This window comes from Deminuibacter soli (assembly GCF_003412455.1).
In the GTDB taxonomy this organism is placed as follows: Bacteria; Bacteroidota; Bacteroidia; order Chitinophagales; family Chitinophagaceae; genus Deminuibacter; species Deminuibacter soli.
In genome coordinates this window covers 189,085-213,042 of sequence record NZ_QTJU01000008.1, presented here as the reverse complement: position 1 = coordinate 213,042, position 23,958 = coordinate 189,085, and the positions used below count along the sequence as shown (strand labels likewise).

Here is a 23,958-nt window from a genome sequence, read left to right as displayed (position 1 = left end):
CAATCTTTTTTTTTGCGGCACATGCCGCAGGCAGTGATGGCGGGAACAATTTATTTGTAGTCGGCGATACGCAGCTGGTGACGGCAAAAGTCGTATTCGTTTACATCGTTGCTGCTTACGATCACCAGTTTGCTGCCTGCATACTTTTCAATCAGCCTGTGGTACAGGGCATAACCTGCCTGGTCAAGGTTGGTGCAGGGCTCATCAAGCAGCAGCAGGGGGCAATCGGCAAAAATGGCCTGGGCCAGTTTAATGCGTTGTTTCATACCGCTGCTGTAAAAGCGTATCTGTTTACCGGCAGCAGCTTCCATGCCCAGTTCGGCAATAATGTGCTGCGGTGTAATGCCCAGCATAAAGGGCTTGAAGCCTGCGTGAAAGGTGAGAAATTCGAGTGCGGTAAGTTCTTCAATCAGTTCAAGGTAAGGCGCGGCAATAGCCAGCTGGCGGAAAATTGCGTCTGGCTGTATCTGCGGGCCGCTTGCGGCGGTGTAAGCCACCTTCCCTTCACTGGCATCCATACTGCCGGCCAGCACCTGTAAAAGGGTTGATTTGCCCGAGCCGTTGGAGCCGGTTACAGCATAACTTTCCCCTGCTGTAAAGCGATAGGTGATATGCCGGAATATCCAATCCCGGTTAAATCTTTTGCCGGCATCAGACAGTTCAATAATCATTGCTGTGAAAGGGAAATTTTGATACTATTGGGTATATACCAACTGCTGCGGCTGCCGCAGCGGTTGGTATTGTTTTAATCTTCTTCTTCGGCAACGCCGTTCGCAGAATAGCGTTTGATGATGCCGCGGCCGCTTTCACGGATAAACGTAACAATATCGTCACGTTCATCGCTTGCAGGCATTTCCTCTTCAATAAATTCGAGGGCCTGAGAAATGTTCATGCCTTTGTTATAAATAATGCGGTAGATATCGAGGATATGATTGATCTGCTGCAGGCTGAATCCCCTTCTTTTTAAACCCACGCTGTTTACGCCGCTGTAGCTAAGCGGGTTGCGCATGGCTTTAATGTAGGGAGGCACATCTTTGCCTACCAGGCTGCCGCCGCCGATAAATGCATGGCTGCCCACGCGTACAAACTGGTGTACGGCACTTACGCCGCCTATAATGGCCCAGTCGCCCAGCACCACGTGCCCGGCCAGCTGGGTGTTATTGCTCATAATGCAATGGTTGCCTACAGAGCAGTCGTGCGCCACATGGCAATACGCCTGTATCAGGCAGTTGTCGCCCACGGTGGTTTTACCGCGAACCTTGGTGCCCCTGTTTACGGTTACAAATTCGCGGATGGTGGTGTTGTCTCCGATTTCCACATAGGTTTTTTCCCCGTCAAACTTCAGGTCCTGCGGAATGCCGGCAATAACGGCACCCGGAAAAATGCGGCAGTTTTTGCCAATGCGCGCGCCTTCCATGATAGTAACATTGCTGCCTACCCAGGTACCTTCCCCTATTTCAACATCCTCGTGGATGACTGTAAAAGGGTCGATTTTTACATTCTGCGCCAGTTTGGCGTTAGGATGAATATATGTATGTGGATGAATCATGCCGTCAGTTTATAGCCTGCCTGTTGACAAAAAAAAGACCAGATGATTGGTATCTGGCAGCGCAAAAATAGGTTTATTCTCTATAATTCGGCCAAAAGCCTGCGAAGCTGTTGTTAAAACGTTTGGTATAAATACTACATAAAAATCGTTGATTTATACCTCCTGGTCATGAAAATCTTTCTGCACAAGGGCATGTGCAATACTTAAAAAAAGATGGGAAAACTTTTATAAATTGTGTGGAAATGGCCCTATTACGGTGGAAAACTCCTGTAATGCAGTGAATAAACCGGCCTGTGGTGTGCGTAGTTTGTGCGTTGAAATAGATGTATTTTCGGCCATTAATTTTTTCCGCAGCAAATTTTCTCCCACTATATTCGCCGTCCTTTTCTTGCGGGATGCGATTCTACTTTATTATGAAAGACACTGGTTGTTTAGTCTGGTCAATAACGTAACTGAGCTGTTAGCCCCCGGGAAAGCCGAGTGAACATAAGTTTACTAACCCGTTGAAAATTTATCGTGTAAATGGAACTAGGAAACGTTAACAAAGACCGGAAAGGACGCCGCAAAGCGCCCTCGGTAGACCTGAGTACAATGGTGTATGGCAAAGTGCCACCGCAGGCCAGGGAACTGGAAGAGGCCGTACTCGGTGCCATTATGCTCGAGAAAAGTGCGTTTGATAACGTGATCGAGATTATTAAGGCAGAGTGTTTCTATGTAGATGCCCACCAGCGCATATTCAAATCGTTCCAGACCCTGGCGCAGAAAAGCATGCCCATCGATATCCTCACCGTGGTGGAAGAGCTGAAAAGCAAGGAAGAACTGGATATTGTTGGCGGCCCCTATTTCATTACCAAATTAACCAACGCGGTTGTATCTACTGCGAATATTGAAGCACACGCCCGTATTGTGCTGCAGAAGTTCATCCAGCGCGAACTGATCCGTATCAGCGGTGAAATTATCGGTGATGCGTATGAAGACAGCACCGACGTATTTGACCTGCTCGATGATGCAGAGCAAAAGATGTTCAACATTACCAACAACTACCTCAAAAAGAACTACGACGATATTGGCAGCGCATTGGCCAAAACCATTAACCGTATTGACGAACTGCGCAACAAAACCGAAGATATTTCGGGTGTGCCCAGCGGTTTCCCTTCGCTAGACAGGGTTACATACGGCTGGCAGCCATCTGACCTGGTGATTCTGGCGGCAAGGCCGGCGGTAGGTAAAACGGCATTTGCCCTTAACCTTATCCGCAACGCTGCCATGAACCCCACCAAACCCACACCGGTAGCGTTCTTCTCACTGGAAATGAGTGCTGCACAGCTGGTGCAGCGTATTTTAAGTGCCGAGAGCGAGATTATGCTTGAAAAAATCAGCCGCGGTAAACTGGAAGATTACGAATACCAGCAGCTGCATTCAAAAGGCATTAAACGCCTGGAGCAGGCGCCTATCTTTATCGATGATACAGCCGCACTGAACATTTTCGAGTTCAGGGCCAAGGCCAGGAGGCTGGTAAACAAGCACAAGGTGGGCTTCATTATCATCGACTACCTGCAGCTGATGAGCGGCAGTAACGATGGTAAGCAAACCAACCGCGAACAGGAGATCAGTACCATTTCGCGAAACCTGAAAACATTGGCAAAAGAGTTACATATCCCGATTATTGCACTGAGCCAGTTAAGCCGTGCGGTGGAAACCCGTAAAGAGAGCAAGATGCCGCAGCTGAGTGACCTGCGTGAATCGGGTGCCATTGAACAGGATGCGGATATGGTAATGTTTATTTACCGTCCTGAATACTACGAAGTGATGAATAACGAAAACGGTGAAAGCACCCGTGGTGAAACCCACGTGCGTATTGCCAAACACCGTAACGGTTCGCTCGAAACCATCAAACTGCGCGCCTTGCTGCACATCCAGAAATTTGAAGAATGGGATGGCGACGACAATTTTGCCGGGTTCAACGGCGGAGGCGGTGCCCCGCAGGGCGGCGGGGCTGCACCGGCAGGTGGCAATACCTGGAAACCATTGGGTACCAGCGGTGCACCGGGCGGAGGCGATGATGGGGGCGGCAAATTCTTTATCCAGAAAGGCAGCCGCATGAACAGCGGCGAGTTCGACGATGGAATTGAAGGAGATGCACCGTTTTAATGAATACGGCCACCCCGGCCTGCGGTTTAATGTTATTATAATATCCCGATTGAATGTCTTTAGCTTATTTTTATGAACCCGATATAACGCCCACAAGCACATTACACGTGCTGAGTGAAGAGAGCAGTAAGCATGCCATACAGGTATTGCGCATGCGTGCAGGCACAGCCCTGCAGCTAACCGATGGGAAGGGACATTTGTACACAGCCGGCATACAGGAAGTGAGCAAAAAAAGCTGTACCGTAAAAATTACCGGGCTGCAACAGCAACCACGGGCGGTAAACAGGAAAGTGCGCATGGCTGTATCGCTGCTGAAAAATGCAGGCAGGTACGAATGGTTCCTGGAGAAAGCTACTGAAATGGGCGTACAGCAGATAATTCCGCTATTGAGTGAGCGTACGGAGCGTCAGCATTTCCGGTTCGACCGTATGCAGAGCATACTGGTATCGGCCATGCTGCAGAGCCAGCAGGCCTGGCTGCCCGAAATGCCCGAACCATTATCCTTTGAAAAAGTGCTTGCAATACAGGCAACGCAGAAGCTGGTGGCGCATTGCGAAATGGATGGGCACAAACAGCCTTTGAATAAAATAACATTGCACGATGATGTTCTTTTGCTCATTGGCCCTGAAGGCGATTTTTCAACAAATGAAATAACACAGGCATTACAGCAAAGCTTTGCACCGGTATCGCTGGGCAATACGCGTTTGCGTACCGAAACTGCTGCCGTTGTTGCGGCCGCTTTATTGGTGAATGCTTAACCATATTGTTTTGCGGAGTGTTGCACACTTCCTGAACGGTATTGATATGAATAATTTAGTTGCTGACTACCATTAAAAAACAACTTATGCGAAAGAGCGTTTATTTATTAACGGGCATACTGTTACTGGCCGTATCATGGGGCTGCAGGAGCAGGCATTCCAAAAATAAAAACGTTACCAGGGACACCTCTATCACTGAAGAAACATCTTACAACGACATCTTTCTCGACAGTGCACAGCTGCACCATTTTGTAAGTACTGATACCGCTTTTAAACAGTTCGAAGAACAGTATATCGCGTTTTACAAACAACGCAATTACGAATATGCCTGGTTCGACAGCAGCGGGCTGGGCGAGCAGGCCAATAACTTTGCCAACCTGCTGGGTAATGCCGCTGCTGAACTGCAGGACAGCAGCATTATCAATCCCCGCTTTACACAACTGTACGAGCATTGTAAAAACGACCTTTCCCACAAAACCAGCAAGGCCGATAAGCTGAAGGCTGAATTGTATTTTACCGGCCAGTTTTTTATGTATGCCGCCAAGGTGTACAAAGGCAGCGATATTGATGCCACCGAACTGGGCTGGTTTATACCGCGTAAAAAACTCGACCTTTCTGCCTTGCTCGATTCGGTGATACGCACCAAGAAAGATGCATCGCAATACGTAACGCTGAACGACCAGTACAAAAAACTGGAAGAAAGCCTGATGCAATATTCGGCGCTGGAAAAAGCACATGACTGGAGCGATACGGTTGCCAAAGCCGCCAAGCCCTATAAAAAAGGGATGGACTTACCCGTAATTGCAACCATTAAGCAACGCTTGTACTGGCTGGGCGATATGACGGAAGAAGACACCACCAACCTGTTTGATTCCACGCTGTTTACGGCAGCCAGAAGCTTTCAGCGCAGGATGGGGCTGGAGCCCGATGGTGTGATAGGTTCAAAAATGATTGATGAGCTGAACGTTGCGCCCGCCCGCCGGATACAACAAATTTTAATTAACCTGGAACGTGTACGCTGGATGCCGCCGATAGAAGATTCGGAATATATACTGGTTAATATCCCGGAGTACAGGCTGCACGCGTACGATTCAGGCGCGCATGCGTTTGACATGAATGTGATTGTAGGCAACCAGGCCAATAGCACGGTTATTTTTAACGGCAAACTCAAGTACGTGGTGTTTGCACCTTACTGGAATGTACCGGTGAGCATCGTGAAAAAAGAAGTGTTACCCGGTATTGAAAACGATAAGAATTACCTGGCCTCGCACAACATGGAAATTACCAGCGGGAAAAATGCAGCCATACCGGAAGTAAGGCAAAAGCCTGGTCCGTGGAACTCGCTGGGACTGGTGAAATTCCTGTTTCCCAACAACTACGATATTTACCTGCACGATACACCCAACCACGATCTCTTCGACCAGTCGAACCGCAGTCTAAGCCACGGTTGTATCCGCTTGTCCGAGCCCAAAAAAATGGCGGAATTCTTACTGCGCGGTCAGCCGGAATGGACGAGTGAAAAGATAGATTCCTTTATGCATGGCGACAAAGAGTACTGGGTTACCCTGAACAAGCAGGTGCCGGTATACATTGGTTATTTCACCGCGTGGGTAGACAGGGACGGGCTGCTGAACTTCAGGAAGGATATTTACGGTCATGATGCGAAAATGGCCGATAAACTGTTTGTAAAACAATAGCAGTAACCGTTGGGGCGATGCCTTGCTGGCATAGTTTTCTTACATTCGTGTTACTGAAAAACGACGCTACATGCAATTGATTGAAGTGAACAATGCTGCTGAAGCCAGGGAATTTATTGAAGTGAATGTGCTGATGAACCGCCATAACCCCAAATACATCCGCCCGCTTGATAGCGAGGTGAACGATGTATTTAACCCCGCGGTAAACAAATTATACAAATACGGCGAAACCAAACGCTGGATACTGAAAGATGATACCGGCAAACTCATTGGCCGTATTGCCGCTTTCACCAATTCAAAATATGTAAATAAAGGAACGGAGTTCGCCACAGGCGGCGCCGGTTTTTTTGACTGTATCAATAACCAGGAAGCTGCCAACATGCTGTTTAATGCAGCCGCAGAGTGGCTTAAAAGCAAGGGTATGGAGGCAATGGATGGCCCCATTAACTTCGGCGACCGTGATAAATGGTGGGGGCTCATGGTTGATGGGTTTGATGTAGAACCCGTATACGGTATGGGTTTCAATCCGCCCTACTACCAGCAGTTGTTTGAAGGTTTTGGCTTTCAGAACTACTACAACCAGTACTACTACGCCATGGGCGTAAACGACCCGCTGCCTGCACGTTTCCCTGAGCGGCATGCAAAGTTTAAAGCCAAGGCCGGTTATGAGGCCAGGCATATCAGCATCAAAAACCTGGACAAACATGCGGAAGAATTTGCCACTGTTTACAATGCCGCATGGGCACAACATGGCGAAGCCAAGGAAATAACCAAAGAGCAGGTAGTGAAGCTGTTCAACAAAATGAAGCTGATAATGGATGAGCGCCTGATTTGGTTTGCTTATTACAAAGATGAGCCCATTGCCATGTGGATCAATATTCCAGACCTGAACCAATACTTCAAACATTTCAACGGAAAACTGGGCCTGCTGCAGAAGCTGCGCCTGCTGCTGATGAAACGCAATAATGCCTGCCGGGTATTTACCGGTGTTGCGTTTGGCATTGTGCCCAAATACCAGGCCCTGGGCGTAGATTCCTTTATGATTTACGAAGGCGCACTGCTGATACAAAACAAGGGCTGGTACGACCGCTACGAAATGGGCTGGGGCGGCGACTGGAACCCGAAAATGCTCAACATTTATAAAAACCTCGGCGCCACGCAAAGCCGCCATCTGATCACCTACCGGTACATGCTGAACAAGGATATACCGTTTGAGCGCCACCCGGTGATGGAGTATAAGGCGTAAACGCCATCGAAAGTCGAGGTGAGCTGTATGAAGCACTCCTTTGGAGAATGCGTGATGTTATCATATTGCGAATGCCGGTGTCCTCACCGGCATTTTCTTTTAAGCACACCGATGCGTCGGTGTCCCGATGATACAGCCACGCGAAAGGGGCCCAACCCCATACCCAGGCAATGCACGTTGCCGGGGCAGGTTTGTGGATAAGTCCACCGGCTTTGGGGCGGGTTGGCCTTCGGCAAACGGGTAACTTCTTCTTATCTTGCACCCTGATATGGATAAGTTCATTGTTTCTGCGCGCAAGTACAGGCCCCAGACATTTGATACGGTTGTGGGGCAGGCTCATATTACCACCACTTTAAAAAATGCCATCAAAAACAGCCAGCTGGCGCATGCCTTCCTGTTTTGTGGTCCCAGGGGTGTAGGTAAAACAACCTGTGCCCGTATTCTTGCCAAAACAATCAACTGTGAAAACCTGCAGCCGGATGGCGAAGCCTGTAACGAGTGCAACTCCTGCCGCACATTTAACGAGGGCACTTCGCTGAATATCCACGAGCTGGATGCTGCGAGCAACAACTCGGTAGATGATATCCGCTCACTGGTTGAGCAGGTGCGTTTTGCCCCGCAGGCCGGTAAATACAAGGTATACATTGTGGATGAGGTGCACATGCTTAGTGCCAGTGCCTTCAACGCCTTCCTTAAAACACTGGAAGAACCGCCATCCTATGCCATCTTTATCCTGGCTACCACGGAAAAGCACAAGATTTTACCTACCATTCTTTCCCGATGCCAGATATTCGATTTTAAACGTATCACCTCGAATGATACGGTAGAACATCTTGAAGACATTGTTCGCAAAGAAGACATACAGGCCGAAAAATCTGCCCTGCAGGTAATTGCGCAGAAAAGTGAAGGCTGTATGCGGGATGCGCTGAGTATCCTCGATAAAATTGTGAGCTTTACCAACAGCACGGTTACCTACCGCAACACGCTCGAACACCTCAATATACTCGATCACGATTATTATTTCCGTTTGCTGGAATACCTGCAGCAGCAGGATCTGGCAGGCGCCATGTTGCTGTATGATGAAATAAACCGCAAAGGTTTTGAAGGCGACCTGGTGCTGAACGGTTTTGCCGAATTTATCCGCAACCTGCTGGTATGTAAAGATGCCCGGGCAGTAGCACTGCTCGATGTAATGGACGGCATGCAGCAGAAATATACTTCTGTGGCAGCAAACAGTCCGGCAGCTTATCTCGTAAGCGCGCTCAACATTTTAAATGAGGCTGAGATCAACTTCAAGATGGCGCGTAACAAACGCCTGCATGTGGAGCTGGCGCTTATCAAACTCAACTTTTTACAGCAGGCACTGGAACTGAGCGTTGAAAACGGCTCGGTAGTTAAAAAAAAACGGCTTGATAATCCGGTAGCGCTCAAATACAGGGCAATACCATCGTTTCAGCAAAAAGCGGCTGTTGCAGCTGCGGGTAAAACTGCTGAGCCGAAATTGTACATAGAACCCGCAGCCGTGTTGCCACAGCCACAGGCCAAAACGCAGCAGCCGCAGCAACAGCCCGCCGTGCAGCAACAGGCACCGCAACCGGTGCGTCAGCAGCCACAGGCACCTGCCAACGTAACTTCTCCTGCGGCAGCAGCTGTAAAATCGAAGAAAAGCTTACTGGAAGCGTTGCGCGAAAAATATGGTGACCAGTACCGCATTGAAGAGGTAAAAGAAGCCGAACCGCTGCGTATGGATAAGCTGCAGCAGATATGGCTGGATTATGCGGATAAAATGGAGAGCCAGCAAAAACACTCGGCGTCCAATACTTTCCGTATAGCCAGGCTGGAAATACAGTCAGACGTTCGTTTCTCGGTGCACGTAAACGCCCTGGTACAGCAGCGTTTTATTGAGGCGGAGAAAATGATGGTGACAGATAATATCCAGCAGGCATTCAATAACCGCGGTATTACCCTGCAGATTGTGATTGAAGAAGGCATCAAGGAAGACGTGCCTGCCCACATTTCCATGAACAGCCGCCAGCGTTTTGAGAAAATCGCAGACCAGTATCCCTGGATCAAGGAGTTGAAAGACAGGCTGAAGATGGAGCTGGATTACTAGCGGAGCAATTGCCTGATAGCTTGATAGTTCAATGGCTCAGGGAGTATTGTTATTGGAAAGGATTAACGATGCGGAGTTGATTTTCAAACAGCTGGCCATGTTGCATATCTTCTGAATATAATATGTCGCAATTGTTTTCTAATGCAGTTGCTACAATAACAGCATCAAAAAGCTGTAGATCATGCTTTGTAACCAAGGCAAGTGCATGATTATAGGTGCCATGATCAATTTTGCCTATGATACAAAACTGCAACCAATGAGATAAAGCCTATAAAGCCATCGTTTTTGAGAAATGAAATTTCTTCTTGCAGACGTTTAAATATTCACTGATTACCTGGGGAGGAATGACCGGTTCGCCGGCGATTAATTCAGATACTATACTGTATTATTTAAAGCATCTGTGTCGTGAAGGTATATTAGTACATTCGTGTCCAGCGCAGCTCTGTTACTCATAATCGTTCGCTTCGTCTCTGTTGAATGTAAAATCCTTGAGGCTTAGGCGATAATTACTCATTCCGTTTTGTATTGCCTTTATACGCTCGTCCTTTGATAAAGATATTGCAGCAACAGGGGCCTGATCAACTTCAAATGCAAGCACCTCTACGGTTTTACCTACCAAGTCGTCCGGTAACCGCAGCGTGTAAAATTTATCTGTTGTTTGCACAATTTGCCTTAACATATTACCCGGTTTCTCCAAATTTACGTTTTTATCAGCAGAAAAGCCATAGGGGAGAATTACCTTCTGCTGGCAATCAGCAGGTTCAAGTCTGTATATTTTAAATCAAAGCGCTGGCTGATGTAAAAATTGGTGAGTGCACCTTTGTACAGGTATATGCCATGGCGCAGGTTAAAGTTGTGCCATACCATTTCATCAAAACCGCCTTCTTCGCTGGCATCGAGCAGCAGCGGCATCAGCACGTTGCTGATGGCATGACTGGCGGTGCGCGCAAAGCCGCTGGGGATATTGGGAACACAATAGTGAATTACATTGTGTTTCATAAAAGTTGGTTTCTCGTGCGTGGTCATTTCACTGGTTTCAAAACAACCGCCGCGGTCAATGCTCACATCAATAATCACACTGCCGGGGCGCATGTTCATCACCATCTCTTCGGTAACAACAATGGGGCTGCGGCCGTTTTCATTGCTTAACGCACCAACTGCCACTTCACAGGTTTTAAGTTGCTTGGCCAGGATGCGCGGTTCAATAACGCTGGTCCATACCCGTACGCCAAGGTTGTTCTGCAGGCGTTTTAAGCGGTATACATTGTTGTCGAACACCTTTACCGATGCACCCAGTGCAAGAGCTGTACGGGTGGCAAATTCGCCCACCACGCCTGCGCCGATGATAATTACCTTGGTAGGCGGAATGCCGCTGATACCGCCGAGCAGTACGCCTTTGCCATCATCCTGGCTGCCGAGGTACTGACCTGCGATGAGCATAACGGCGCTGCCGGCAATTTCGCTCATGCTGCGCACGATAGGATAGGTGCCGCTATCATCTTTCAGGTTCTCGAAACCCAATGCAGTAATGCGTTTCTCCATCAGTTTTTCCATCAGGTCTTTTTTCAGTAACGACAGATGAATAGGAGAAATAACCGTTTGATTAAGCTGTAAATGCTGGAGATCGTTTTCGAGAATAGGGGCGCTTTTAATAAGGATGGGCGCCTTGTATACATCGGCTTTGTTGTAGGCTATGCGTGCACCTGCCTCGCTGTAGTCTTTGTCAGTATACTTGCTGCCTTCGCCGGCCTTGTGTTCAAAAATTACTTCATGACCGTTGTTTACAAGCACCGCCACTGCTTCGGGAATCAATGCCACCCTGTTTTCCTGGAAAGCCGTTTCTTTTGGTAAACCGATGGTAAGTTTTGCGCCTTGCGGTTTAATATCCAGTTTTTCTTCCAGGGTTTCGTAACTGAAAGAAGTGCTCACAATAGGCTTTCCTGCTGGCATAGATGTTCGTGCTATTTTCTTTTTTTGTATGGATCGCGGTGGTTAAAACTACTGCTTTTTGCGGAGATTCAGTTAAGATATTATCAGGCGCCGGGTTTGTGCATCAACTACCTGCAATTGTACATGCACGGTTTCATCGGGTAAAATACCGGGTGCTTTATTGGGCCATTCTATCAGGCAAAGACTGTTGCTGTACAGGTAATCTTCAATACCGGCCTGTATGGCTTCGTCTTCATCTTTCAGGCGGTACCAGTCCATATGGTAAATAGTGCCCGCAAGTTTGCTGCGGTATTCATTTACAATGGCAAAGGTGGGACTGCTGATGGCATCTGTAACACCAAGCCCCTCGCACAAAGCATGTACAAACGTGGTTTTGCCGGCGCCCATTCCGGCATCCAGCAGCCATATTTTGCGGTGCCCGAACTGTTCCCAGGCCTGTGCGGCAACAGCAGGCAGTTCAGGAAGCTGAAAAGTGATATCCATGCTGCAAACCTAAATAAAAAGCCCAACACCGGGTTTTGCAACAAGGTAAAAAAGATATTCCGGTTGTCGCAAAATGCAGCTCGCCGCGGTTTGGTAAATTTGCCTTATGGAAAAAGTTAAATGGAAGGTCAACGGCATGAGCTGTACCAACTGCGCGTTAACCGTTCACAAATACCTGGAACAGGAAGGCTTATCCAATGTAAAAGTAAACTTCATGGGTGGAGACGTGAGTTTTGAGCTCGGTAACGGCACCACCAAACCTGCTATACAGAAGGGCATTGAAAAGCTCGGCTATCATGTAGATACCGGCGAAGCCAACCAGGCCCCGCCGCGTAAAAAACTGTTCCGCAATCACCTGCAGCGCTTTGCCTTTTGCCTGGTGTTTACCCTGCCATTGCTGCTGCATATGTTGCCCGGTGTACATATACACATACTCATGAATCCCTGGGTACAACTGGCATTAACCCTGCCGGTATACATCGTGGGGATGGATTTCTTTGGCCGCAGCGCGTTTAACAGCGTACGCCGCGGTATACCCAACATGAATGTGCTGGTAACCATTGGTGCCAGCGCGGCTTTTGTATACAGTTTGGTAGGCAGTCTTGGCCCCAACCCGGAACAATACCTGTTTTATGAAACCACGGCAACCATTATCACACTCGTATTTCTTGGTAACTGGCTTGAAGACCGTACGGTAGCCACCACACAGGCTGCTTTGCAACAGCTCACGGTTTCACAGAAAATCATGGCCAACATGATTGCGTTTGATGACCAGTTCCAGGAGCATGTGTTTCCCGTAGAAAGCATTCACCTGAAAGTGGGCGACCTGGTGCTGATTAAAACAGGCGAGTATGTACCGGCTGATTGTAAAATATTATCCGGCGAAGCCAGCATCAACGAATCCATTATAACCGGTGAAAGCATACCGGTTGATAAAAAAATGAATGATCTCATTATCGGTGGCAGTATGGTTGAACAAGGCAGCATCAAAGCATATGTTACTGCTGTAGGGGAAGATACCGTGATGAGCCATATTGTGCAGCTGGTGAAAGAAGCGCAGGCTGAGAAGCCACCTGTTCAGCAGCTGGCAGATAAAATCAGCGCCATTTTTGTACCGCTGGTTTTAAGCATAGCAGTACTCACTTTGGCCATCAACTACTTTTTTACACCGGTAGGCTTTACGGCAAGCTTACTGCGCAGCATTGCAGTGCTGGTGATTGCATGCCCATGTGCCATGGGACTTGCAACGCCTGCAGCAGTAGCTGTAGGATTAGGCCGTGCAGCGCGCAATGGTATCCTGTTCAAGAATGCGAAAAGCCTGGAGTTGTTTAAAGATATTCGCCAGATTGTATTTGATAAAACCGGCACGCTCACTACCGGTGCTTTTCACATCACTTCTTTTGCGTTGGTACCCGGCGCAGGTATTGATGAAGCTACCTTTAAACAGATTGCTTTTTCCATCGAAAAATATTCCAATCACCCCATTGCCAAATGCATAGCCGCCGAGTGGAAAACCAGGCCTGAACTGCGTTGGGCCAAAACACTTGAAATAAAAGGCATGGGCATGCAGATGACCGATAAAGAAGGCAACACTTATATCGCCGGTTCGTACAAAGCGGCTGTTGCTTTAACAGACGATGCCTTGCACAGCGTATACCTGCTGAAAAACAACCAGCTGCTGGGCTGGATTGACGTAGCCGACACCATTCGCCCGGAGGCCAAAACAGTGCTAAGCTGGTTTAAGCAACGCAACATCAAAACCATACTGCTCAGCGGTGACAGCATGCACAAATGCCGCGAAGTAGCTGCTGCGCTGGATATAGATGAAGTGCTGGCAGAGCAAACACCGGAACAAAAAATGGAACGGGTTGCGCTGTACAATCAACAGGCGCCTACTGCCATGATCGGTGATGGCATTAATGATGCACCTGCCCTTGCAAAAGCTACCATTGGTATTTCCATGAGCGATGCATCGCAGGTAGCCATGCAAAGCGCGCAGGTGGTATTGATGAATCATGGTTTGCGGTACCTGCCGCTATCACTGGGTTTGGGCAAGCATACATTCATCACCATCAAACAAAACCTGGCCTGGGCGTTCGTATACAACATCATCGCCATACCTGTTGCAGCTTTTGGTTTACTGAGCCCATCTTTCGGCGCCCTGGTAATGGGCCTGAGCGATGTGGTGCTGGCGATTAACTCAGTGCGGTTGAGGTGGAAAAGGGTGGCGTGAGAGATCGTGAGACGTCAGTCGTGATCGAGAATCGAGAATCGACAGTCGAGATGATCTGAGCGAGTCCGTTGATCGCAGCGGATATTGGGGGCCTGATGTGAACCGGCACATGCGCATTGCTGTGAACTGGCCAGGTCTGTATAAAATGAATAGGTGTGTTCGCCGGTAAATTTTTATGTTGGAATAAAAACATGATTTTATCCTTACCGCATAAGCAGCTTGATGTTTATAAAATGGGGCGGTTGCTGGTGGTGGCTTGTTACAAACTGGCTGCCGCTTTCCCTCCGGAAGAGAAATTTGCGATGTCGCAACAGCTGCGAAGGGCGGCTTTATCTGTACAGTTAAATATTGCTGAAGGCAGTTCGCGTAAATCTTTACAGGAACGCAAACGTTTTTATGAAATAGCACGCGGGTCGATTATTGAAATTGATGCGGCAATAGAAATAGCGGTAGCTTTGCAGTTTACAACAACTGAACAATTGCAGGAAACCGGAGCACTGCTACTCAGGTGTTACCAGATGCTTACCAAAATGATTTATAATAACCTGTAAAATATTAACGAGACAACGATTGTCCGATTTCCGGTCTCGACTGTCGATTCTCGATTCTCGGCAAGGTTGAACAACCCTGCTACCCCCGACATATGCCCTCCCCCCTCGACATATTACGCGAATACTGGAACCACGATTCCTTCCGTCCCATGCAGCTGGAGATCATTCAGTCATTGCTGGATGGAAAGGATACACTGGCCTTGTTGCCTACGGGTGGGGGCAAGTCTATTTGCTTCCAGGTGCCGGCGATGCTGATGGATGGATTGTGTATAGTGGTGAGCCCGCTGATAGCGCTGATGAAAGACCAGGTGGCCAACCTTGAAGCCAAAGGAATTACAGCTGCTGCCTTACACAGTGGGTTAACCTATTATGAAGTGCAGCAGGTACTGCAGCAGGCAACAGGCGGGGCATACAAGTTTTTGTATGTATCGCCTGAGCGGTTGGAGACGAACTTGTTTAAAGAATACCTGCCTGCCATAGAAGTGTGTATGATTGCGGTGGATGAAGCGCATTGCATATCGCAATGGGGATACGATTTCAGACCGCCTTACCTGCGCATTGCCAACCTGCGGTATGAGTTGCGGCGGGTGCCTGTGCTGGCCCTCACAGCTTCTGCAACGCCACTGGTGCAGGAGGATATTGCAGACAAGCTGAAGATGAAAGAGCCGGCTATTTTCAGGCAGTCGTTTGAAAGGGCTAATCTTTCGTACAGTGTGTTTAAGCCTGAAAATAAAATTGCCAAAATACTGGAGATACTGCAGGCGGTGCCCGGCAGCGGACTGGTGTATTGCGGCAGCAGGCGGCAAACCAAAAATGTAGCACATTTACTGTCACTTGAAGACATCAGCGCGGATTACTACCATGCCGGTTTAGCACAGGAAGAGCGCGATGCCAAACAGCAAGCCTGGCTAACAGGCAAAACGCGGGTAATGGTTTGTACCAATGCCTTTGGTATGGGTATCGATAAACCGGATGTGCGTACCGTAGTGCATTATGATGCGCCGGATTGCCTGGAAAACTATTACCAGGAAGCAGGCCGTGCAGGGCGTGACGGCAAAAAAGCCTATGCCGTATTGTTGTACCAGCAACCGGATATTACAACATTACGCGAGCTGCCTGATGTGCGCTACCCATCCGTAGAAGATATCAGGAAAGTATACCAGGCGCTGGCAGATTTTCTGAACATCCCCGTAGGTGCCGGACAAGGTGTGTATTACGATTTTAACCTGAACGATTTTGTCACCAACTTCAGTATTGATGTGCACCTGGCTATGAACGTGATTAAAACACTGGAGCAGGAAGGGCATATTGATTACAACGAACAGGTGTTTTTACCCTCGCAGGTTATGTTTACAGCCAGCCGTGCACAGTTGCGTTTGTTTGAAGAAGCTTACCCGCAGGCAGATGACATTATCAAATGCCTGCTGCGCACTTATGAAGGCATTTTTGATAACCGCGTATCGGTATTTGAAAAACAGATAGCACGCCTCTGCCGCATATCGCCCGAGGCGGCAACGCAGCAGCTGCAGCAGTTGTATGCATTTGGCATTATCAGCTACTGGCCGCAGAAAGATACGCCGCAGCTGCGTTACCTGCTGAACAGGGCGCCTGCTGCGCATGTGAATATCAATATCGACCAGTATTTCAAACGCAAGGAATTATACAAACAACGCGTGGCAACCATGCTGCAATACCTGCAGGATGTGCAGCAGTGCCGCAGCCGTTTTATTGCGGCTTATTTTGGCGATACCGGGCTGAAAAATTGCGGCAACTGTGATTATTGCCTGCAGCAAAAATCCGGCAAGCTAACCACGACCGATTTTAAACAAATTGAGCAGCAGGTATACCGGCTGCTCAATAGTGAAGGCATTCAGATAAAAATATTGATGGATACCCTGCAGCAGTCATTTCACAAAGACAAAAGCCGGGAGGTTGTGCAATTTTTGCTGGCCGAGCAAAAGATCAGGATGAGTGATATGGGCCTGGTGCAAAAAGCATGATATTACCAGATACGCTTCTTGCTTTTGCCGCCTAACCCCAGCGCACCCAGCAGGCTGCGGGTAATGATAGATGCTGCAGTGCGGCCTGCCTGTTTCACAACAGGGTTATCAAAAAAGCCAGGTTCCTGTTTGGCAGTTTTCCTTGTTGTTTTTTCTGTTTCCTCTTCTGCTGTTTTTTTAGCTGCTTCTTCCAGTTTGGCCGTTAATATTTCGTAGGCGCTTTGTTCGTCAACTGTCTGGTTGTATTTGGGCGCCAGCTTGCTTTTGCGCACAACGGCATCTATTTCTGTATCAGTGAGCACATCCATACGGCTGCGTGGTGAGCAAAGCATGGTATGCACCAATGGTGTGGGCACGCCTTTTTCGTTAAGCAGGGTTACCAGGGCTTCGCCAATACCCATTTGCGTGAGCAGTTCATCGGTTTTGTAAAACGCTGTAATAGGGAAGTTCTCAGCTGCCTGTTTAATAGTTTTGCGGTCTGCCGCAGTAAAAGCACGCAGTGCATGCTGAATTTTTAAACCCAGCTGGCTGAGTATGGCGGCCGGCACATCCTGCGGGTTTTGTGTGCAAAAGAATATACCGATGCCTTTGGAGCGGATGAGTTTGATCACTGTTTCCAGCTGTTCGAGCAGGGCGTCTGAAGCTTCCTGGAACAACAGGTGGGCTTCATCAATAAACAATACCAGTTTGGGTTTGTCGAGGTCGCCTTCTTCAGGGCAGGTGGCATACAGTTCGGCCAGCAGCTGCAGCATAAAGGTGGAGAACAGCTTGGGCCTGTTCTGCATATCGGTTACCCGCAGTATATGAATCATGCCGCGGCCATCATCGCTGATGCGCAGCAGGTCATCTACGGCAAAACTGGGTTCGCCGAAAAAGATATCTGCGTCCTGCTGCTGCAGCTCAATCACCTTGCGGAGGATGGTGCCGGTAGAAGTGGTGGAAATTTTACCGTAGGCTTTCTCAATTTCTGCCTTGCCCTCGTCGGAAATATATTGTAAAACCTTTATGAAGTCTTTTAAATCAAGTAAGGGCAGCTTCTGATCGTCACAATATTTAAAAATCAGGGAAACAAGGCCGCCCTGTGTATCATTTAATCCTAGTATTTTACTGAACAGGATGGGGCCAAATTCGCTTACCGTAGCGCGCAGGCGAACACCTTTTTCATTGCTGAGTGTGAGCAGTTCAACCGGGTAACCGGCAGGCTGGTAGGGGAGGCCCAGTTTTTCGTAGCGTTCCTTTATTTTATCGTTAGGCGTACCGGGCATGGCAATTCCGCTGAGATCGCCCTTAATGTCCATCAGCACAACCGGTACACTGGCATCACTGAGGTATTCACTGATCAACTGCAGGGTTTTGGTTTTGCCGGTACCCGTGGCACCGGCAATTAGACCATGGCGGTTCAGCGTTTTAAGCGGCATATTAATCTTTGTTCCGGGTACAATTTCGCCGTTTATAATGCCGCAACCGAGCTGTACGGCTTCTCCCTTAAAACTGTATCCGCTACTGATGGTACTTTCAAACTGGTCGTTCATGAAATATCTTTCAACTAAACTAAGAAAGATTTCAGTTAATACTATCAACATATATCCGTCATTACTATCATTTTATACATCACTATGTAGCTTACATGCTGCCAAAAGCAATGCTGTAGCTGTTTGCAGCGTGTAAAAGGGGTATTGCACAGGTGCCGGATATCTCAAATGAATATGCATATTGGCCTACCTAAAAATGCCTTATATATGAATTAATTTTTGTTATTTTCGTTAGCATCCAATACTAACACCAACTCCAATTTCCCTGATGAGAAAAGACTTTCATGTTTACAGGCAGTTAGACCAGATGGACTGCGGGCCTACCTGTTTGAGAATGATTGCCAGGTATTATGGAAAACACTATTCATTGCAAACACTGCGCGAATATTCGAATATTACACGTGAAGGCGTTTCATTGAAAGGTATTAGTGAAGCTGCTGATAAAATAGGCTTGCGAAGCATTGCGGCAAAACTCACCTTTGAACAATTAGATGAAGAAGTGCAGCTGCCCTGTATTCTTCATTGGAACCAACGCCATTTTGTGGTGCTGCCGCCACAGAATTACAACAGGAAAAAGAAGAATAGTAAAATACTGATTGCCGACCCTGGTCATGGTTTGGTAAAGGTATCCATGGCTACATTTCTTAAAGCATGGGTAAGTACCGAAGACGGGCAGGGGATTGTACTGGCACTGGAACCGGCTCCTTTTTTTTATGAGCAGGAAGCAGAGAAACGGAACACCCGCGGACTGCTGTTTTTACTGCGCTATCTGCAGCCTTATCAAAAATATGTGCTGCAATTGCTGCTCGGGATGTTTGTTGCGAGTATACTTTCATTAATAGCTCCCTTTCTTACACAGAGCCTTGTTGACTACGGTATTAACCAGGCCAATCTCCATTTTATATACCTGATGCTTATTGCGCAGCTGTGCTTGTTTTTTGGCAATACTGCCATAGAAATGATCAGGGGGTGGTTGCTGCTGCACATTAGTTCGAGGGTGAACATTGCGATCATCTCTGACTTTTTAAGAAAGCTGATGCGTTTGCCCATCCGTTTTTTTGATACCAAAATGGTGGGAGATATTACACAACGTGTATCTGACCATAACCGCATTGAGCAGTTTTTAACCGGTACTTCATTAAGTACGGTTTTCTCACTTGTTAATCTGCTGGTATTTGCGCTGGTACTGGGTATTTACAGTATCCCTATCCTGTGCTTGTTTTTGGCCGGCTCAGCTTTGTCCGTTGGCTGGATGTTGTTTTTTCTAAAGCGGCGGCGCGAGCTGGACTATGCCCGTTTTCAACGCATGAGTGACAACCAGAACAACCTGTTCGAGATTATTACCGGTATGCAGGAAATAAAAATGAATGACAGCGAAACATTGCACCGCTGGGAATGGGAGCGTGTGCAGGCAAGGTTGTTTAAGATAAGCGTGCAGTCCTTAACATTGGCGCAATACCAAAATTCGGGTGCTGTTTTTTTTACGCAACTTAAAAACATACTGGTTTCTTTTATTGCAGCGAAAGAAGTGCTGAACGGGCAAATGACATTGGGAATGATGCTGAGCGTTTCGTATATCATCGGGCAAATGAATGCGCCGGTAGACCAGCTGCTGACTTTCTTCCAGGCAGCACAGGATGCTAAATTGAGTGTTGAACGGTTAAGTGAAATTCACAACCGGGAAGACGAGGAAACCGGTGGCGAGTTAACGCCGGATTATGAACTGGAATTACAGGAGGGTAATGAGCTGCTCAATGGATTGAATGGTGCAAATCACCGGAAGGGATTGCGGATAGAAAACGTGTCATTTCGGTATGGTGGGCCTGATTCGCCACTGGTGCTGGATCGGGTTAGCTTGCATATTCCTTACGGCAAGGTAACAGCAATTGTGGGGGCAAGTGGCAGCGGTAAAACCACGCTGATGAAGCTGCTGTTGAAATTTTATGAACCTGTTGAGGGTGACATTTATATGGGATCGACCCCGCTGAAGCGTATATCTGCCAAATGGTGGCGAAAACAATGTGGGGTAGTAATGGCCGACGGTCATATTTTCTCCAACACCATTGAACGCAATATATCGGTGCAGGAAGATACTGACCGCAAGCGGCTGCTGGAAGCAGTGAAAATGGCGAATGTTGAAGCATTTATCAGCGAGCTGCCTGCTGGTTTTGCCACGCAGATAGGTAACACAGGGAATGGCATCAGCTCTGGTCAGAAACAGCGGATACTGATTGCAAGGGCCATTTACAAGAATCCTCATTTTTTATTAATGGATGAGGCTACCAGTACATTGGATGCTACGAATGAACGTGTAATCATTGACAACCTGGAACGCTTCTTCCGGGGGCGAACGGTGGTAGTAATCGCGCATCGCCTGAGTACAGTAAAACATGCAGACCAGATTGTAGTGATGCAACACGGAAGAATTGTGGAACTGGGTAATCACAAAACGCTTACAGCGCAGCGCGGAACATATTATGAGCTGGTAAAAAACCAGCTTGAGCTGGAAACACAATAGCGAAATAATAACATGCCTGAACACATTAATTTAAGCGAGGTCCATAGCGAAGAAGTCCAGGATATTATCGGACGCATCCCTTCGTGGGTTACACGCAATGGCACCATTGTTATTGCCTGCCTGGTGATAGCAATGCTGGTTGGTGCATGGTTTATCAAATACCCTGACGTGGCAACTGCAAGAGTGCTGATTTCATCTGCCACGCCGCCTGTTAAACTGGTTGCGCAGGCTGGTGGCCGTATAACCCAGCTTGCCGTAACAGATGGGCAACAGGTTGCAGTCAACGATCTTATTGCAGTGATCGATAATACAGCCAATACAGGCGACATGCTGTACATAAAAAAAATAGCCACGCTGCTGGATACTGCGATAGACATAAGGAAAGCTGTTGCCTCAGTGCAGCTTCCGGGAAATATGCAGCTGGGCGAAATGCAGGCAGACTATGTGTCGTTGTTCCAGGCTGTAAATAATTGCAGCTTCTTTTACAGCAATGCATATTATGCCGCCAAATTAAACGCCGTACGTAATCAGCAAAACCAGAACGAACGCATCAGGGAAGGTATTGAACAACGTAGCCGCCTGCAACACGAACAATTGATGATAGAGCAGTGGAAAGATAGCATCAACAGGATATTGGTAAGCGAAAGGGTGATTGCTCCTTCAGAATACAACGAAATCAGGAAAAATTATCTTTCACAAAAAATAGGTGTTACAGACAACAGCAATGCTGTATCACAAAACATGCTGCAACACGATGAATATGGGAAAACCATATCTGATCTTCAGCAGCAGTTACGCACAGAAGAGAAAGATGTATTGTTTGCGGTGCGAAATGCCGCAAAAAAAATAAGAGGACAGATTGCCGCATGGGAGCGGTTGTATGTGCTGCGTTCACCGGTAGAAGGCCGGCTTGTTTTTTTCAGGGTATGGAAGTCTAATCAATATGTAGGCAATGGTGAAACTGTGTTTATGGTAGTGCCCGGTATGCAGCAATATGTTGTAAGAGCGATGCTGCCAACCTATAGGGCAGGCAAAATACAACAAGGGCAAAAGGTACTCATTAAACTGCAGGAATATCCTTCCGAAGAATTTGGCTTGCTGGAGGCAAGGGTAGATAAGCTTGCCAATGTTTCAATGGACAGTGCGTATACCCTGCAGCTTCGCTTAACACATGGGTTTCAAACTACCCGCAACCGGTTAGTTGAAGCACGCCCGGAGATAACCGGAACTGCTGAAATTATCACCAATGATAAGAGTGTGTTACAGCGCATATTCGAAAGCATATATGGCAAACTGCACGATCATTAGCGTGCTGAATGGTGACGTGATTGTATATTTTATTGCTGCAAATATTTGTATTGATGATTGTTGTTTATCATGTTGCATATAGCAAAAAAAAGCATATTTTTTCTTGGTTCTTATAATGATGTTTTATACTTTCAATAGCGGTAAGATAGTTAACTGCTTTTCCTTTTTCTGATAACAACGATTGTTACAATCGATCTCTTAAAGCGTATTCACTAACAATATACGAGCGGCAAAGATGTAACCAGGCATATCATTTATGCTGCAGGGAATTGTATTGCCTGTACCTGTTTCTTTTATTCTCTCAAACTTTAAATAAATGCTTGTTTGCGCTGCAATAAAGAATATAGGCGTATCCCGAAAAGCCTGATAAAAAAAGAGTAGGGAATCAAATTTTATCTTTTAAACTATGAAAAAGTTAAAACTGGGCAAGGCTAACATCAAGCCTATGGAAACAAAAGAGCTTAACAAGGTTTTAGGTGGCTACACTGCTCCTACTACTGCACCAATCGGTGATTCACTCTCTGCTTCTGCCTCTGCTTCTGCCTCTTTCTCCTGGGGCTATACTGAAACTGATATTGAAATTGAAGTTGAAGGTGAAGTAGAAGTTTAGTAACCGTTATGCCAGCGGTGCGCGTTTATGTACCGGCTTTTGTTCTGGCATAAAACAATTTTGAAATTGCCTCAAATGATTATTCATGAGGCAATTTCAGTTCCGTACCTGTGCGTCAGTTCAACAAAGAATATATTTTTCAACCCGGAGCAGCAGCAATGCCCGGAGAATGCCCAATCTATGATTTTACTATTAAGCAGGCAAGACGATGGTTCAACAGCCCTTGTGATTGAGTGGCTCATAGCCCTGCGTAAAAAATATATCCGCGTTAATTCCGATACCAATCGCATGAAATTTGTTTCATTCGATATAGATAAAGAGGAATTGATTATTGAACAAAACGGTGTTCGCGTTAACCTGGCTGAAGTAAATTCCACATGGTACAGGAGGCGCGGTTTTTCCATGGAAAATATTTCCATTGAGGATACCACGCTATCGAAGGCTGTATTCCGGAATAACAGCCATTATCATAAAACCCACATGCAGTCTGAACTTAAAGTAATGATCGAGTTTATCCATGCTTTTGTGGAGGGTCGCAGTACAAAACAAATAGGAAACCACTCATCTGTTGAAGTCAACAAATTAAAAGTATTGGAGGCCGCGAAAAGGTGCGGACTTAAAATTCCGCAGAGCTTTATTGTTACCACGAAAGCAGACCTGGTCAACATTATCAACACATACAATGATGTAATTACAAAAGCAATCAGTGGGCAAGGGGTATACTTTTTCACGCAAACACATCATTATTATTCATACACAGAGAAAATAGGACTTGAGCAGGCAGCTGAACTGCCTGATACTTTTTTCCCTTCTTTGTTTCAAACACAGATTAAAAAGAAATATGAACTCCGCATTTTTTACCTGCGGGGTGAATGCTACACGATGGCCATTTTTTCGCAGGGCGATAAAAAGACTGAAGTTGACTTCAGGAAATACAATACAAAAAAGCCGAACCGTTTTGTACCTTATAAATTACCCGCGGGGATAGAGCAAAAGCTAACAAAGCTCATGAATGAACTAAACCTTGATACGGGATCAATTGATATAATTGTTGATAGGAACAATGAATATTATTTTCTGGAAGTTAACCCTATCGGGCAATTCAGCATGACCTCCGTTCCCTGCAACTATTACCTGGAAAAGAAAATAGCAGAATTACTATAATCCCAAACCTGTTATGATAAAATTCAAGAAGTTAAAAATCAGTTCAAAACAAGCTGTGAATTTGCCTGTTTTTTACAATCATGTTGTTTACAATA

Annotated in this window: 19 protein-coding genes; 12 read left to right on the top strand and 7 right to left on the bottom strand. The window is 47.0% G+C overall.

Features of this window, described 5'->3' with window-relative positions:
* Positions 1–50 precede the first annotated feature (50 nt).
* Both DXN05_RS19280 and lpxA read right to left on the bottom strand, forming a co-directional pair.
* On the bottom strand, positions 51–671 hold the full coding sequence (locus DXN05_RS19280; protein ID WP_116848919.1) for an ABC transporter ATP-binding protein: 621 nt from the start codon (positions 669–671) through the stop codon (positions 51–53).
* Between the two features lie 74 nt (positions 672–745).
* Positions 746–1,549, bottom strand: a complete 804-nt coding sequence (lpxA, locus tag DXN05_RS19275) for an acyl-ACP--UDP-N-acetylglucosamine O-acyltransferase (RefSeq protein ID WP_116848918.1) — start codon at positions 1,547–1,549, stop codon at positions 746–748.
* A gap of 522 nt (positions 1,550–2,071) precedes the next feature.
* On the opposite strand from lpxA, the gene dnaB reads away from it, so the two are divergent.
* From dnaB to DXN05_RS19250, 5 genes are all read left to right on the top strand, one after another.
* A complete protein-coding gene (gene dnaB / locus DXN05_RS19270; RefSeq protein ID WP_116848917.1) occupies positions 2,072–3,700 on the top strand; it encodes a replicative DNA helicase in 1,629 nt (542 codons plus the stop codon).
* A 53-nt stretch (positions 3,701–3,753) separates the two neighbouring features.
* A complete protein-coding gene (locus DXN05_RS19265) occupies positions 3,754–4,458 on the top strand; it encodes an RsmE family RNA methyltransferase (RefSeq protein WP_116848916.1) in 705 nt (234 codons plus the stop codon).
* An 86-nt stretch (positions 4,459–4,544) separates the two neighbouring features.
* Positions 4,545–6,155, top strand: a complete 1,611-nt coding sequence (locus tag DXN05_RS19260; protein ID WP_116848915.1) for a L,D-transpeptidase family protein — start codon at positions 4,545–4,547, stop codon at positions 6,153–6,155.
* 70 nt (positions 6,156–6,225) lie between these two features.
* Complete coding sequence (locus DXN05_RS19255; RefSeq protein ID WP_116848914.1) at positions 6,226–7,401, top strand: hypothetical protein; 1,176 nt, start codon at positions 6,226–6,228, stop codon at positions 7,399–7,401.
* A gap of 268 nt (positions 7,402–7,669) precedes the next feature.
* Positions 7,670–9,514, top strand: a complete 1,845-nt coding sequence (locus DXN05_RS19250; RefSeq protein ID WP_116848913.1) for a DNA polymerase III subunit gamma/tau — start codon at positions 7,670–7,672, stop codon at positions 9,512–9,514.
* Between the two features lie 49 nt (positions 9,515–9,563).
* Here DXN05_RS19250 and DXN05_RS25280 read toward each other — a convergent pair whose 3' ends face one another.
* The 4 genes from DXN05_RS25280 to tsaE form a co-directional block, all read right to left on the bottom strand.
* Complete coding sequence (locus DXN05_RS25280; protein ID WP_116848912.1) at positions 9,564–9,767, bottom strand: PIN domain-containing protein; 204 nt, start codon at positions 9,765–9,767, stop codon at positions 9,564–9,566.
* Positions 9,768–9,959: 192 nt separating this feature from the next.
* Entirely contained in the window at positions 9,960–10,193 is a 234-nt protein-coding gene (locus tag DXN05_RS19240; protein WP_116848911.1) for a hypothetical protein, read from the bottom strand.
* A 56-nt stretch (positions 10,194–10,249) separates the two neighbouring features.
* Positions 10,250–11,464, bottom strand: coding sequence for an alanine dehydrogenase (locus DXN05_RS19235; RefSeq protein ID WP_116848910.1), 1,215 nt, complete (start codon positions 11,462–11,464; stop codon positions 10,250–10,252).
* A 72-nt stretch (positions 11,465–11,536) separates the two neighbouring features.
* A complete protein-coding gene (tsaE, locus tag DXN05_RS19230) occupies positions 11,537–11,947 on the bottom strand; it encodes a tRNA (adenosine(37)-N6)-threonylcarbamoyltransferase complex ATPase subunit type 1 TsaE (RefSeq protein WP_116848909.1) in 411 nt (136 codons plus the stop codon).
* A 106-nt stretch (positions 11,948–12,053) separates the two neighbouring features.
* Between tsaE and DXN05_RS19225 the strand changes: the two genes are divergently transcribed.
* From DXN05_RS19225 to DXN05_RS19215, 3 genes are all read left to right on the top strand, one after another.
* The gene (locus tag DXN05_RS19225) at positions 12,054–14,180 is read left to right on the top strand and encodes a heavy metal translocating P-type ATPase (RefSeq protein ID WP_116848908.1); all 2,127 of its coding nucleotides are present in this window, start codon (positions 12,054–12,056) and stop codon (positions 14,178–14,180) included.
* A 191-nt stretch (positions 14,181–14,371) separates the two neighbouring features.
* Positions 14,372–14,731: a four helix bundle protein gene (locus DXN05_RS19220; RefSeq protein WP_116848907.1), complete on the top strand. Its 360-nt coding sequence runs from the start codon at positions 14,372–14,374 to the stop codon at positions 14,729–14,731.
* A 92-nt stretch (positions 14,732–14,823) separates the two neighbouring features.
* Positions 14,824–16,731: a RecQ family ATP-dependent DNA helicase gene (locus DXN05_RS19215; protein ID WP_116848906.1), complete on the top strand. Its 1,908-nt coding sequence runs from the start codon at positions 14,824–14,826 to the stop codon at positions 16,729–16,731.
* A gap of 2 nt (positions 16,732–16,733) precedes the next feature.
* Here the strand turns inward: DXN05_RS19215 and DXN05_RS19210 are convergent, their stop codons facing one another.
* The gene (locus tag DXN05_RS19210; protein WP_116848905.1) at positions 16,734–18,263 is read right to left on the bottom strand and encodes a helicase HerA-like domain-containing protein; all 1,530 of its coding nucleotides are present in this window, start codon (positions 18,261–18,263) and stop codon (positions 16,734–16,736) included.
* 268 nt (positions 18,264–18,531) lie between these two features.
* Between DXN05_RS19210 and DXN05_RS19205 the strand changes: the two genes are divergently transcribed.
* The 4 genes from DXN05_RS19205 to gwsG all read left to right on the top strand — a co-directional run bounded on the left by DXN05_RS19205 (position 18,532) and on the right by gwsG (position 23,863).
* The gene (locus tag DXN05_RS19205; RefSeq protein WP_116848904.1) at positions 18,532–20,781 is read left to right on the top strand and encodes a peptidase domain-containing ABC transporter; all 2,250 of its coding nucleotides are present in this window, start codon (positions 18,532–18,534) and stop codon (positions 20,779–20,781) included.
* 12 nt (positions 20,782–20,793) lie between these two features.
* A complete protein-coding gene (locus tag DXN05_RS19200) occupies positions 20,794–22,089 on the top strand; it encodes an HlyD family efflux transporter periplasmic adaptor subunit (protein WP_116848903.1) in 1,296 nt (431 codons plus the stop codon).
* A 406-nt stretch (positions 22,090–22,495) separates the two neighbouring features.
* Positions 22,496–22,699: a hypothetical protein gene (locus DXN05_RS19195; protein WP_116848902.1), complete on the top strand. Its 204-nt coding sequence runs from the start codon at positions 22,496–22,498 to the stop codon at positions 22,697–22,699.
* A gap of 39 nt (positions 22,700–22,738) precedes the next feature.
* Positions 22,739–23,863: a grasp-with-spasm system ATP-grasp peptide maturase gene (gwsG, locus tag DXN05_RS19190; protein ID WP_158559345.1), complete on the top strand. Its 1,125-nt coding sequence runs from the start codon at positions 22,739–22,741 to the stop codon at positions 23,861–23,863.
* Positions 23,864–23,958 lie beyond the last annotated feature (95 nt).

Bases quoted from the DNA above. Each gene is read 5' to 3' on its own strand.
- DXN05_RS19235 (WP_116848910.1), bottom strand. From the start codon at position 11,464: ATGCCAGCAGGAAAGCCTATTGTGAGCACTTCTTTCAGTTACGAAACC.
- DXN05_RS19220 (WP_116848907.1), top strand. From the start codon at position 14,372: ATGATTTTATCCTTACCGCATAAGCAGCTTGATGTTTATAAAATGGGG.
- dnaB (WP_116848917.1), top strand. From the start codon at position 2,072: ATGGAACTAGGAAACGTTAACAAAGACCGGAAAGGACGCCGCAAAGCG.
- DXN05_RS19200 (WP_116848903.1), top strand. From the start codon at position 20,794: ATGCCTGAACACATTAATTTAAGCGAGGTCCATAGCGAAGAAGTCCAG.
- DXN05_RS19205 (WP_116848904.1), top strand. From the start codon at position 18,532: ATGAGAAAAGACTTTCATGTTTACAGGCAGTTAGACCAGATGGACTGC.
- DXN05_RS19195 (WP_116848902.1), top strand. From the start codon at position 22,496: ATGAAAAAGTTAAAACTGGGCAAGGCTAACATCAAGCCTATGGAAACA.
- DXN05_RS19250 (WP_116848913.1), top strand. From the start codon at position 7,670: ATGGATAAGTTCATTGTTTCTGCGCGCAAGTACAGGCCCCAGACATTT.
- DXN05_RS19255 (WP_116848914.1), top strand. From the start codon at position 6,226: ATGCAATTGATTGAAGTGAACAATGCTGCTGAAGCCAGGGAATTTATT.
- tsaE (WP_116848909.1), bottom strand. From the start codon at position 11,947: ATGGATATCACTTTTCAGCTTCCTGAACTGCCTGCTGTTGCCGCACAG.
- DXN05_RS19280 (WP_116848919.1), bottom strand. From the start codon at position 671: ATGATTATTGAACTGTCTGATGCCGGCAAAAGATTTAACCGGGATTGG.
- DXN05_RS19260 (WP_116848915.1), top strand. From the start codon at position 4,545: ATGCGAAAGAGCGTTTATTTATTAACGGGCATACTGTTACTGGCCGTA.
- DXN05_RS19240 (WP_116848911.1), bottom strand. From the start codon at position 10,193: ATGTTAAGGCAAATTGTGCAAACAACAGATAAATTTTACACGCTGCGG.
- DXN05_RS19225 (WP_116848908.1), top strand. From the start codon at position 12,054: ATGGAAAAAGTTAAATGGAAGGTCAACGGCATGAGCTGTACCAACTGC.
- DXN05_RS19265 (WP_116848916.1), top strand. From the start codon at position 3,754: ATGTCTTTAGCTTATTTTTATGAACCCGATATAACGCCCACAAGCACA.
- DXN05_RS19215 (WP_116848906.1), top strand. From the start codon at position 14,824: ATGCCCTCCCCCCTCGACATATTACGCGAATACTGGAACCACGATTCC.
- lpxA (WP_116848918.1), bottom strand. From the start codon at position 1,549: ATGATTCATCCACATACATATATTCATCCTAACGCCAAACTGGCGCAG.
- DXN05_RS19210 (WP_116848905.1), bottom strand. From the start codon at position 18,263: ATGAACGACCAGTTTGAAAGTACCATCAGTAGCGGATACAGTTTTAAG.